An 11,121-nucleotide genomic window follows, 5' to 3' on the forward strand; every position below is an offset into this window, starting at 1 on the left:
GGGTGGCCCGAGCGGTGCGCGTCGTACGGGGCGGCCTCGTGCGGGGCGGCGGCGTACGGGACCGCCCGTGGATCCCGTGGTGCCTGTGCCGCGGGGGGTGACTGTACGGCCGGTGGTACGTGTGCCGCGGGGGGCGCCTCGGCGGCCCCCCGGTCCTCCCAGGCCAGCCGTTCGAGGACCCACTCCTGGGCCAACGCGCCGGGGGAGGTGCCGCGCTCGGCGGCGAGGTCCCTGAGCTGCTGGCCCGCGGCAGGGGTCAACCGCACCTGGTGGACGTCCGCCTCGCCGAACCGGCGTCCCGAGCCGGTGCTCTCCGGGTCGGTCTCCGGGGCGAGCGCCGCGAGGTAGCTGGACAGTTCGTGGTCGTCGACGTCCTTGTCCGTGGCGGCCCCGGACGAGGCGTCCCGGTCGTCGCGGCTGCCGCGGTCGTCCCGGTGCGGCGGTGTGTGCGCGGCCCTGCTCTTGCTGCGGCCGCGTCCGAATGCGGGAAGTGGCACGACCACACGATAACGGTTGTGTCTCGACAGGGGTCGCGGTGTGTCGTGGCCCACGTCGGGGCGTCGTGCCCGCCGGCCGCCGATCACATGGAGAGGCCCCCGCGCCAGGGGGAGGAACGCGGGGGCCCGGAGGGGATCTCCACAGGCGCTGACCGGGGGTGTGTCAGCACCCCGATTCTTACACGACGATCCGCCGGATCGCGAGTGGTACAGCGGGAAAAATCGCCGGACCTGTCACCGTCCCGTTGCCGGACGTTCACCGACGGAGCGCTCGATCGGGTGTCTCAAGGCACGCACCGTGACACCCGGTTCACTCTCCGGGCGGCTATGGGGTGTCTCCGCTGATCGTTAGCCTCGTCGGCCACACCAACGAGGCCCCGGGAGGAGCCATGGGCAGGTCGGCGGAGATGCGGCAGTTTCTCCTTCGCTACGAGGGAGAAGGGCAGAGCGCGCGGTACGGGGGTGTGCCGACGCAGCGGGCCGGGGCGTCGGAGGCTCCACGGGTCTCGGATGATCAGGTGCGCCGCGCCCGGGTCGCCGTCGCCCAGGGGGCCCACGACGCCCGGGACTGCGCCGAACTGCTGGAGATGCTGGGGCTGACCCCGGACGAGGAGGGCAACCACCCGGTGCAGCGCTGACCCCGGCCGTCGCGGGTCGGAATGACCCGGTCGGCGGGCCCCGGTCGCGCGGGGCCGCCGCGAGGAAGCCGCCCAGGTGCACACCCCCTGATCGTGCACCTGGGCAGGCGACAAAATACTGTCCGGAACCGCCCCTGGGCAATCAATTGACGCCTCTGGGTGGGCTTCGGCCGGAAAATTTCTCATCAACGCCGACAGGACCGCAGAGTTTTCGTCACGCCGGTGAGTACGCGGGCGTCGCCTCCGGGATGGCCCCGGTCGTCCGCCCTTCGGGTCGTCCGGTGTGGAACCGGCCGCCGGCCCCGGCGGGGGAGCAGGTGGACGGCGGCCGGGGCCTCCGCGGGTGGGCCACGACTTGTCGCAGGTCAGCGGCGGGTCCGCGAGTTAAGTGACCCCCCTTTGAAAGGGGCTCGACGGGTGTCCTAGACTGGTGATCGCTCCCAGGGGATGACCTGGAAGCGCGGTCGGTAGCCGAACCGACTGGGCTCCCATCGTCCAGCGGCCTAGGACTCCGCCCTTTCAAGGCGGCAACGCGGGTTCGAATCCCGTTGGGAGTACGGAGAACTGAAAACGGTACACAGCATGGCCCTGTGGCGCAGTTGGTCAGCGCGCCGCCCTGTCACGGCGGAGGTCGCGGGTTCAAGTCCCGTCAGGGTCGCCAAGGCGTTCGGTCCCGCACCGGCGTTTCGGCCAGGTAGCTCAGTTGGTACGAGCGTCCGCCTGAAAAGCGGAAGGTCGGCGGTTCGATCCCGTCCCTGGCCACCCGGTTGACCCGTAACCGCCCCGATCCGGTCGGGGCGGTTTTTTCATGTCCGGGCCTTCCCGTCCGAGCCCTGCCGAGCCCGGCAGCGCAGGCCACCAGACGGGGGGTTCCGCCTCGCCTCAGAGGGCGTTCTCATCGCCGATCAGCGCGATCACCCGGTCCTGCGTCAGGCTGCTGCGCCGGAGCGCCCTTCGCGCTGCTCCGCGGAAGAGGCGATGTCGGGTGTAGTATGCTAGCTGCCTCACGTGCCGTAGGGGCGAGGACATGTTTTTCCAGTGGCAGGCAGACCAGTTGCGCAGGATGCCCAAGGTGTACAGTCTGTCGCTCACCGTAGACCTGGCAAGGTAGTCAAGCTCCCGGAGCCGGCGATAAACGGAGGTCGGGCGTGACGAGTCAGGCGGACCTCCTTGTCAACTCCTATCACGAGTGGCTCAGGAAACATACGCATGTAAAAGCGGTGGCCGGTGACATAACCGAGTTCACTGCTCCGTTCCTGGACAGGCACAACGACTACTTCCAGATCTATGCCGAAAGAGTCGCGGCCGACTCCTATCTCCTCACCGACGACGGGTACGTCATCGGTGAGCTGAAGTCGAGCGGTGTGGAGAGCCGGGGTCCCAGAAGGCAGGATTTGATACGGCGACTCCTGAGTGGGCTCGGTGTGACTCTTGAGGGCGCGGAACTGAGGACATCCGCGACGAGCGAGAATTTTGGTCAGCGGATCCACAACCTGATCCAGGCGATGCTCAGCATCGACGACATGCATGTCCTCTCGCAGCCGACTGTCGAAGGTCTGTTCGCCGAGGACGTCGCCCGCTTTCTCGACGCTCGGCGAATTCGCTACACCTCTGGGGTCAAGCTCGCCGGACGAAGCGGTTTCGATCATTTGATCGAATTCGCGATACCGAAGTCGGAGCAGGCTCCGGAGCGGATGTTGAAGCTCATGAGGAGTCCTCGCCGCGACCGTGTCGAGAATCTGTTGTTCGCTATCGCTGATACCCGTGATGCACGCGATGCGGAAACCGAGTTTCTCGCGCTGATCGACGATCGAAAAAGGGATGTTCCAGCGGGTGTGATCGAGGCGTTCGAGAGGTATTCGGTCACCGCTCGTGCGTGGTCCTCGCGTGAGGAGTTGCTCGACCGCCTCGCTTCATGAACCAGGGACCCGACCGTTTCGTGCTTCGGGCGGAGCGTGCTGGTCCTTATGGGTGAATGAGCGATCCGGTCAGAGTCCGGTGACGATGAGGGCGGTGTCGTCCTCGGTGGGGCGGTCGGTGAGGAGGTCGGCGAGCAGGGTGTTGGCGAGCTCGTCGGTGGCGAGCGTGGCGTGGTCGGTGAGGCTTCGCCGGAGCCGGTCCAGGCCGACGTCGAGCACTTCGCCCCGGCGTTCGACGAGCCCGTCGGTGTAGAGCACGAGGACCGAGCCGGGCTCGTAGGTGTATCGCGCCTGCGGTCGGGCCCGGTGGAGCGGGCCGACGGACAGGGGGAGCGACAGGGCTTCGTCGAGTGCGTCGACGCCGCCGTCCGGCCGCAGCAGCATGGGTGGCAGGTGGCCCGCACAGCCGTAGGTCAGGGTGTGCGCGTCGGTGTTCACGGTGACCTTGGCGACCGTGGTGCCCAGCGCGCCGTCGATCGACCGGGCGTACCGGTCGAGCATCGCCAGAGCGCTTCCCGGCCGGTCCGGGTCCGCCCGGATCAGTGCGCCGAGCGCGCTGCGCAGCCGCCCCATCACGGCCGCGGCGCGCAGGCCGCAGCCGACCACGTCGCCGACTGCCGCGGTGAACCTGCCCTGCCCGAGCTCGACGAAGTCGTACCAGTCACCGCCCAGGTTCGAGCCGCTGAGTGCCGGGCGGTACCGGGCGGCCATCCGCTCGGTGACCGTCGCCGGCCCCGGCATCATGGCCTCCTGCAGGGTCAGCGCGGTCTCCCGTTCCCGGGTGTAGTTGCGCACCAGCCCGGTGGTGTCCACCGGGCAGATCACCAGCCGGTCCACCGCGCCGTCCCGGTCGAGCACCGGGACACTCACCAGACCCCAGTACCGTTCCTGGTAGTCGCCGGTGCGCCGGGTGGCGATGTCGTAGCGCACCAACGGCAGCGTGTCGGGTCGGCCCGTTTCCAGTGCCCGGTGCAGCGACGCGGACACGCGCTGCGTGTCCGTGCGGTCCGCCCCCTCCGGATGGCCGGGGAAGACGTCGAAGAAGTAGTGATCCAGCAGCTCGTCCCGGGCCCGCCCGGTCACCCACATGTACGCCCAGTTGACCTCCCGGATCACCAGGTCGGGGCTGAGCACGGCGTACGGGCTCGAATAGGGACTCGAAAACGTGGCGGCGACGTCGTGCGCGGCCATCTCGCGCCTCTCGCTTCACTGGGGCATCCGGCGTCGACCGGTGCTCGTTCCCGGATAGCCCCGGTGTCGTCCCGGCAAACCGTCCCGGACCCGGGTCAGAGGTCGACGGCCGCCGACACGGACCGCATCGTGTCGACGACGGTACGCACGGCGGTGGGCGCCGGATCCCGCCGCGCGGCGAAGGTGTCGATGTCCAGGCTCCGGCCCTCGGCGTCGCGGTCGGACACGGGGATCCAGCTCCAGTCGGGCAGGTGCCGGGTCGCCGACAGATGGGTCACCAGTACGGCGTCCACTTCGGACGCCAGGGCGATCAGCCAGCTGTGTTCGGAGAAGCGGCGGAACAACCATTCCGTTCCGGCGCCCGCGGCGGTCGAGGCGGCCTGCATGCGGCTCACCTCGACGTCCACCTCGCCCGCGGCGTGGGCCATCACCCGGGCGCCGTCGAGGTCGGCGAAACGGATCGCGTCCCGGCCCGCCAGGGCCGAACCCGGCGGCACGGCGACACCGATGCGCTGGGTGAACAGCTTCTCGCAGTGCACCTCCGAGGCCTCGGTGTGCAACAGCCCGATGTCGATCAACCCGTTCTGCAGCAGTTGGCGTTGTTCCTCGGTGGTGGCCTCGTGCAGGGACAGCCGCAGCGACGGTGCCCGCCCGGCCAGGGTGTCGAGCAGCGTGAAGCCCCACGGCTGGGGCAACCCCTGCGGTACGCCGACCCGCACCAGCCGCACCTGTTCACCCGCCGTGCGCACCACCTCGGGAATGCGTTCGACCTGCTCGAACACGGTGTCCAGGTGGTCGAGCAGACCGAGCCCCGCCGGGGTCGGCTCCACGCCCTGCGGGGTGCGTTCGAGCAGGGACTGCCCGAGTTCCCGCTCCAGCGCCATGATCTGCCTGCTCAGTGACGGCTGCGTCATGTGCAGGATGGCGGCCGCCTTACTGAACGACCGCACCTCGGCGACCTTGCTGAAGTAGGTCAGCTGCCGCAGTTCCACGCGACCAGCCTAGGCGCGTGTGCTCCCGTGCCCGCCCGAGCCGGTCGACCGGCCGCTATGCGCTGAGGGCATAACCCCCGGACACATCCGGTATTGGACGGCCGGACGGGGGAGCGGTCAGGGTCACACCCAACAGATGTGAAGACCCTGTTTCGGGTGATGAACCAGCCCCGGCTGTAGTGAGGTGGAACGGGAATGTCCACGGACTTCGACGTCGTCGTGATCGGCGGTGGCGCGGCGGGGATCGCCGCGGCCGTCGGCGCGGCGCGGTCGGGTGCGTCGGTCTGTGTGATCGAGCAGTACGGGTTCCTCGGCGGGGCGGCCACGAACAGTTCCGTGCTCACCCACTGCGGCTTCTTCGACCAGACCGGCACCCAGGTGGTGGCCGGGGTCGGGCAACAGGTGCTCGACCGCCTCGACGAACGCGACCTCTACCGCACCCAGACCATCGCCGACACCGGCAACACCGTCGTGCTGCTCGATCTGGAGACCACCAAGAGCGTCTACGACCGGGTGGTGCGGGACGCGGGGGTGACACTCTTGCTGCACAGCAGGCTGGTCTCGGCCACGACGGAGGACGGACGGATCACCGGGGTGGAGATCGTGCACCGCGGCGGCCACCGGCACCTCACCGGCCGCGCCTTCGTCGACTGCAGCGGGGACGGCGCGCTCCTCGCGGAGTCCGGCTCGGCGGTGCGGCTGTCCGCCCCGGAGCGCAGGCAGGCGTGCACGCTCGTGATGCGCGCGGGCGCGGTCGCCGACGACGCCGACCTCAGCCCGGCCGGGATGGCCGCCGCGGTGGACAAGTACCGGACCGAGACCGGCCGCACCCTGGTGCGGGACAGCGGGATCGCGGTGCGGATGCCGGTCAGCGGCGAGATCATGCTGCTGTTGGCCGACCAGCACCGGGACGTGCTCGACGTCGACGACCTGACCGAGGCCGAGATCCGCGCCCGGGAGCTGAGCTGGCGGTACCTGGAGGCGTTCCGCCGCCACCTGCCCGGGTGGGAGTCCGCCTTCCTCGCCTCCACCGGCCCGCAGATCGGCATCCGCGAGGGCCGCAGGCTCGCCGGGCGCGACGCGGTGTGCGCCGACGACGTCTCCACCGGACGCCGCAGGCCGCACGACGCGGTGGCGCGGTGCGGGTGGCCGATGGAGAAGCACGTCGCCCCCGGGGTCACCGAATACGGTGGGATCCGGGACAAGGGCTGGTACCACATCCCGTACGGGGCGCTCTGCTCCGAATCCACCGACAACCTCTGGGCGGGCGGCCGCCTGGTCAGTTCGGACGACTCCGCCTACGCCTCGCTGCGCGTGATGGGCACGTCGTTCGCCACCGGGCACGCCTGCGGTGTGGCCGCGAGCGTCTACGCCGCGGGCGGCACGCACGACTATCCCGCCGTCCGCCGGGAACTGGAGCGGCAGGGGGCGTTGATCTGATGACCACCGACCGGACCACCACCGACGACCGGACGACCACCGACGACCGGACCACCGCCGACGGGCCGCACGGGCGCCCGGACCGGATCGCGTTGACCGGCGCGGCGGGCTCACTGGCCACCGACGTGCTGCCGGGGCTGACCGACCTCGGGTACCACGTGGTGGGAGTGGACCGGAAGCCGGCGACCGACACGGCCGCCGCCATCTGCCAGGACTGGGCCCGCTGCGAGATCACCGACAGCGACGCCCTGGTCACCGCGTTCACCGGGTGCGGCGCGGTCGTCCACCTGGCGGGCATCCCGCTGGAGGCCGACTGGGAGACGGTGTCCCGGGTCAACATCGACGGCACGCAGGCGGTCCTGGAGGCCGCACGCCGTGCGGGGGTGCCCCGGGTGGTGCTGGCGAGCTCCATCCACGCCGTGGGCTACGTCGGTATCCCCGCGGACGGCGGGACCGTGCCGGACGACGTGCCCGCGCGGCCGAACACCTTCTACGGGGTCAGCAAGGCCGCGGTGGAGGCGCTCGGGAGTCTGTACCACGACCGGTACGGCCTCGAGGTCGTGTGCCTGCGGATCGCCTCCCGCTTCGCCCGGCCGCGCGACGAGCGGATGCTGGCCACCTGGCTCTCCCCCGCGGACGCGGTGCGGCTGACCGACGCCGCACTCCGCGCCCCGGGGGTCGGATTCCGGCTCGTGTGGGGGGTCTCGGCCAACAGCCGCGGCTACCTCTCCCACTCCGGCGGCGCCGCGATCGGCTACACCCCGGTCGACGACGCGGAACGGTATGCGGACACGCTTTTCGCCGAGGCCGGGGACGATCCCTCGGTGCTCGCCTCCGAGGAGGACCGTCGGTTCCTCGGAGGGGTCTTCTGTTCGGAGCACCCTCCGATGTTTGAATGGTGATTTCGTTCGGGCGGTGCTCCCCTCCCGGCCAGAACGGTTCCGCCGACTCGATCAAGGATTGTTCATGACCACATCCCCCACGACACGAACGACGTCCGACGACGCCTTCGTCGTCGAGAACGTGTCGAAGATCTTCGTCGGGGAGAGTCAGGTCCAGGCGCTCGACGACATCGACCTCACGTTCGAGAAGGGGTCGTTCACCTGCATCGTCGGCCCGTCCGGCTGCGGGAAGTCGACCCTGTTGCGCATCCTCGGCGAGCTGGAGACCGCCTCGGCGGGACAGGTCCACAACAATCTCGCGAAGGGAAAGGTCCCGCGTTCCGCGTTCGTTTTCCAGGATCACGGCGTCCTGCCGTGGTTCACCGTCCTGCAGAATGTGGCCTTCGGTGAGCAGATGGCCTCGGTCGGTAAACGGGAACGCGAGGAACACGCGCGGCACTGGATCTCCGAGGTCGGACTGACCGGATTCGAACAGGCCTATCCGCACCAGCTCTCCGGCGGGATGCGGCAGCGGATCGCGATCGCCCGCGCGTTCGCGACGGGGTCGCCGTCCCTGCTGATGGACGAGCCGCTGGGCGCGCTGGACGCGCAGACCCGGATTTTGATGCAGGAGCAGCTGGTCGGTCTGTGGGAGGCCGAGCGCAAGACCGTCGTGCTGGTGACGCACGCGATCGAGGAGGCACTGCTGCTCGGCGACCGCATCGTGGTCATGTCGGCGCGGCCGGGCCGGGTCAAGGAAGTGATCGACGTCCCGTTCGGCAGGCCGCGCAGTGTGGAGATGGAGACCGATCCCGAGTTCGCGCGGATGAAGCAGGACATCTGGGAGTCGCTGCGGGATGAAGTTCAAGCATCGTTGAGGTTCTCATGACACAATCACTGACGCGGGACTCGACCGCGGCCCGGTCCGACGACGCCCTGCGGCGCGCCGTGGAGCGGGAACACCGCAGGCACCGGTTGTTGCGGACCCGGGACCTCGCGCTCGCCGTGCTCACCCCGCTCGTACTGCTCGCGCTGTGGGAGGTCGCCGCCGCGACCGGGATGCTCGACGCCCGGCTGTTCACGCCACCGAGCGAGATCCTCTCCCGCGGCTGGGAGATGATCTCCACGGGTGAACTGTGGGTGCACGTGTACTCCACGGTCGCGCGGCTGCTCACCGGCTTCGCGCTCGGTGCGGTGGTCGGGATCGCCGTGGGGCTGGTGATGGGCGTGTCCCGACCGTTGCGGGCGGCGTTCGGCCCGACGTTCACGGCGTTGTACGCGCTGCCGAAGATCGCGATCCTCCCGCTGCTGCTGTTGATCTTCGGGTTGACCGAGACGCCGAAGGTGCTCTCGGTGGCGATCTCGGTGTTCTTCGTCGTGCAGATCAACACGCTCGCGGGCATCACGCAGATCGACGGACGGATCCTCGAGGCCGCGCGGGCCTACCGGGCCACCGGCTGGCGGCTGTTCCGCTACGTGCTCCTGCCCGGCGCGACACCGTCCATCATGACCGGGCTGCGCGTGTCGGCGGGCATGGCGGTGATCGTGGTGACGGCCGTCGAGTTCGTCGCCTCGAACAACGGACTGGGGTACCTGATCTGGAACTCGTGGCAGTTGTTCCAGCCACAGACGATGTTCGTCGGACTGATCACGGTCTCGATCATCGGCGCTGTGGTCACCGGGCTCATCATCCTGTTGGAGCGGGCGTTGCTCCCCTGGCAGCACTCCGGCGGGCCCCGAAAAAAGGGAAGGAAACAATGAGGAAACTGACGGCGATGGCAGCGACGATGCTGCTCGGTGTCGGCCTGTCCGCCTGCGGCGCCGGCGGTGACACCGCGGGCGGCGGCGGGGACGACACCGTCGACGTGGGATACGTGCAGCTGTCGATCTTCTCGCCACTGTTCGTGGCACAGGAAAAGGGCTACTTCGCCGACGAAGGCCTGAAGGTCAACCTGGAGAACGTGAAGTCGGGCCAGGACGCGATCCCGCTGGCCTCCAGCGGCAAACTGGACACCGCCCTCGTCGGGTTCTCCGCGGGCATGTTCAGCGCGATCAACACCGGACTGGACGTCGAGGTCGTCGGCTCGATGGGTGTGCAGCCCGAGGACCGGGAGCGTCCGCCGTCGGCACTGCTGGTGCGTCAGGAGCTGATCGACAGCGGGGAGTACTCCTCGCTGGCGGACCTGGAGGGCCGCACGATCGGCGTGCTCGGCGGTGAGGGCGCGACCGGTGCCTTCTACGTCGGGATGGCGTTGCAGGAGGCCGGGCTCTCGCTGGACGACGTGAACTTCACCCAGCTGTCGAATCCCGACATGCCGACCGGGCTGCAGACCGGGGGCGTGGACGCGGCCTTCGCCTCGGCGCCGTTCTGGGAGATGGCCGTGGAGGACGGAGCCGCCGAAAAGGTCTGGACCACGCCGGAGGGTACCTCCGGCACGGGCATGATCTACGGCGGTGAGTTCTCCGACAGCGAGAACGGGCAAAAGTTCTTCGACGCCATGGCCCGGGCGGCCAAGGACCTTCAGGGCGAGCAGCGCTACTCCGAGGAGAACCTGCGCATCATCGCCGAGGCCACCGACCAGAGCGTCGAGGACGTCAAGTCGACGCCGCTGTACACGTGGCTGCCCGACCTGGCGCCGTTGCCCGACCAGCTCGCCACGATGGAGCAGACCTGGATGGAGCTGGGCGCGCTGGAGTACGACCAGCCGCTCCCGCAGGAGGAGTACGTCAACACGACCTTCTCCGACAACGTCGACGCCGGGCAGGACGGCTCGGACGGGTCCGCGGGCTCCGACGGGTGAGCCCGTGACCGGTTGAGCGCGTGAGGGCCGTGGGTGGACGGTGCACGTCGCCCACGGCCCTCCGTCACGGGTCCTCCACCGGCACGGGACTTTCTGCTCGCGATGGAAGCCACGGGCAATCTGCGCATCGACGGGGTCCACGGTTACGGGCCGGACGGGATGCGGGACGTGATCGCACTCGGCGGGTAGCGCCGGACCGCTGCGGCGGACGGTGTCCGGGGCTCATGCTTCGGTGCCGACCTCCCGCCAGAAGGCGTCGACCCGGGAGTTGAAGGATTCCGGGGACTCCTGGAACGGTTGGTGCGCCTCCCCGGGCAGGATCTCGAACCGGGCGTCGCCGATCCGCTCGGCGACCGCCCGCCCGAGGTCCGGCGGTGTCGCGATGTCCCGTTCCCCGGCGAGTACCAGGGTCGGGACCGTGATCGCGCCGAGGCGGTCGAGCGTCGCGTGCTGCCGGAAGGCGTCGAGCTGGCGTTGGAAGGCGTCGACGGACTGCCCGTGCGGGAACGCCAACGCCTCGTCGACGAACGCGGCCACGGTGCCGTCCTCGTGCGCGCGGCGCGTGTAGATCCAGAGATAGAACGCTTCCAGCATCGCGCGTTCGCTCGGCGCACGCTCCGCCAACCAGTGCCAGGCCTCGGCCATCGTGAGGAAGTAGGCGTCGGGCTCGGCCCAGGTGCTCGTCAGCACGAGGCTGCGTACGACGCCCGGGTGCCGCAGAGCCAGCTCCTGGGCGATCGCGCTTCCGCCGGAGAAACCGGC

The 11,121-nt window shown here is 69.6% G+C and carries 11 protein-coding genes and 3 tRNA genes; 10 read left to right on the forward strand and 4 right to left on the reverse strand.

The window, feature by feature from the left end:
- Positions 1-497, reverse strand: a 497-nt coding sequence (locus ACTIR_RS26620) for a hypothetical protein (RefSeq protein ID WP_324607099.1), incomplete at its 3' end; no start/stop codon positions are given.
- 389 nt (positions 498-886) lie between these two features.
- On the opposite strand from ACTIR_RS26620, the gene ACTIR_RS0112900 reads away from it, so the two are divergent.
- From ACTIR_RS0112900 to ACTIR_RS0112925, 5 genes are all read left to right on the forward strand, one after another.
- Complete coding sequence (locus ACTIR_RS0112900) at positions 887-1,135, forward strand: hypothetical protein (RefSeq protein WP_026454601.1); 249 nt, start codon at positions 887-889, stop codon at positions 1,133-1,135.
- A gap of 484 nt (positions 1,136-1,619) precedes the next feature.
- Positions 1,620-1,692 (forward strand) — tRNA-Glu (locus tag ACTIR_RS0112905).
- Positions 1,693-1,719: 27 nt separating this feature from the next.
- Positions 1,720-1,796 (forward strand) — tRNA-Asp (locus tag ACTIR_RS0112910).
- A 27-nt stretch (positions 1,797-1,823) separates the two neighbouring features.
- Positions 1,824-1,897, forward strand: a tRNA-Phe gene (locus tag ACTIR_RS0112915).
- A 386-nt stretch (positions 1,898-2,283) separates the two neighbouring features.
- Positions 2,284-3,054, forward strand: a complete 771-nt coding sequence (locus ACTIR_RS0112925) for a DUF1828 domain-containing protein (protein ID WP_026454602.1) — start codon at positions 2,284-2,286, stop codon at positions 3,052-3,054.
- Positions 3,055-3,123: 69 nt separating this feature from the next.
- Here ACTIR_RS0112925 and ACTIR_RS0112930 read toward each other — a convergent pair whose 3' ends face one another.
- Entirely contained in the window at positions 3,124-4,245 is a 1,122-nt protein-coding gene (locus ACTIR_RS0112930) for a PP2C family protein-serine/threonine phosphatase (protein ID WP_026454603.1), read from the reverse strand.
- Between the two features lie 95 nt (positions 4,246-4,340).
- Complete coding sequence (locus ACTIR_RS0112935) at positions 4,341-5,237, reverse strand: LysR family transcriptional regulator (protein WP_026454604.1); 897 nt, start codon at positions 5,235-5,237, stop codon at positions 4,341-4,343.
- Positions 5,238-5,432: 195 nt separating this feature from the next.
- On the opposite strand from ACTIR_RS0112935, the gene ACTIR_RS0112940 reads away from it, so the two are divergent.
- The 5 genes from ACTIR_RS0112940 to ACTIR_RS0112960 all read left to right on the forward strand — a co-directional run bounded on the left by ACTIR_RS0112940 (position 5,433) and on the right by ACTIR_RS0112960 (position 10,359).
- A complete protein-coding gene (locus tag ACTIR_RS0112940; RefSeq protein WP_026454605.1) occupies positions 5,433-6,677 on the forward strand; it encodes an FAD-dependent oxidoreductase in 1,245 nt (414 codons plus the stop codon).
- A complete protein-coding gene (locus tag ACTIR_RS0112945) occupies positions 6,677-7,579 on the forward strand; it encodes an NAD-dependent epimerase/dehydratase family protein (protein WP_026454606.1) in 903 nt (300 codons plus the stop codon). Before ACTIR_RS0112940 ends, ACTIR_RS0112945 begins: the two co-directional genes overlap by 1 nt.
- A gap of 64 nt (positions 7,580-7,643) precedes the next feature.
- The gene (locus tag ACTIR_RS0112950; protein WP_026454607.1) at positions 7,644-8,447 is read left to right on the forward strand and encodes an ABC transporter ATP-binding protein; all 804 of its coding nucleotides are present in this window, start codon (positions 7,644-7,646) and stop codon (positions 8,445-8,447) included.
- Entirely contained in the window at positions 8,444-9,319 is an 876-nt protein-coding gene (locus tag ACTIR_RS0112955) for an ABC transporter permease (protein ID WP_026454608.1), read from the forward strand. The genes ACTIR_RS0112950 and ACTIR_RS0112955 overlap by 4 nt, the downstream gene beginning before the upstream one ends.
- Positions 9,320-9,333: 14 nt before the next feature.
- A complete protein-coding gene (locus tag ACTIR_RS0112960) occupies positions 9,334-10,359 on the forward strand; it encodes an ABC transporter substrate-binding protein (RefSeq protein ID WP_233345903.1) in 1,026 nt (341 codons plus the stop codon).
- A gap of 222 nt (positions 10,360-10,581) precedes the next feature.
- Here ACTIR_RS0112960 and ACTIR_RS0112970 read toward each other — a convergent pair.
- Positions 10,582-11,121, reverse strand: a 540-nt coding sequence (locus ACTIR_RS0112970) for an alpha/beta fold hydrolase (protein WP_026454610.1), incomplete at its 5' end; no start/stop codon positions are given.

Source organism: Saccharomonospora iraqiensis subsp. iraqiensis, from assembly GCF_000430445.1.
Classification (GTDB): Bacteria; Actinomycetota; Actinomycetes; order Mycobacteriales; family Pseudonocardiaceae; genus Saccharomonospora; species Saccharomonospora iraqiensis.

Excerpts from the sequence above, each read along its gene's own strand:
- ACTIR_RS0112950 (WP_026454607.1), top strand. The coding sequence starts at position 7,644 with ATGACCACATCCCCCACGACACGAACGACGTCCGACGACGCCTTCGTC.
- ACTIR_RS0112930 (WP_026454603.1), bottom strand. The coding sequence starts at position 4,245 with ATGGCCGCGCACGACGTCGCCGCCACGTTTTCGAGTCCCTATTCGAGC.
- ACTIR_RS0112960 (WP_233345903.1), top strand. The coding sequence starts at position 9,334 with ATGGCAGCGACGATGCTGCTCGGTGTCGGCCTGTCCGCCTGCGGCGCC.
- ACTIR_RS0112900 (WP_026454601.1), top strand. The coding sequence starts at position 887 with ATGGGCAGGTCGGCGGAGATGCGGCAGTTTCTCCTTCGCTACGAGGGA.
- ACTIR_RS0112940 (WP_026454605.1), top strand. The coding sequence starts at position 5,433 with ATGTCCACGGACTTCGACGTCGTCGTGATCGGCGGTGGCGCGGCGGGG.
- ACTIR_RS0112955 (WP_026454608.1), top strand. The coding sequence starts at position 8,444 with ATGACACAATCACTGACGCGGGACTCGACCGCGGCCCGGTCCGACGAC.
- ACTIR_RS0112945 (WP_026454606.1), top strand. The coding sequence starts at position 6,677 with ATGACCACCGACCGGACCACCACCGACGACCGGACGACCACCGACGAC.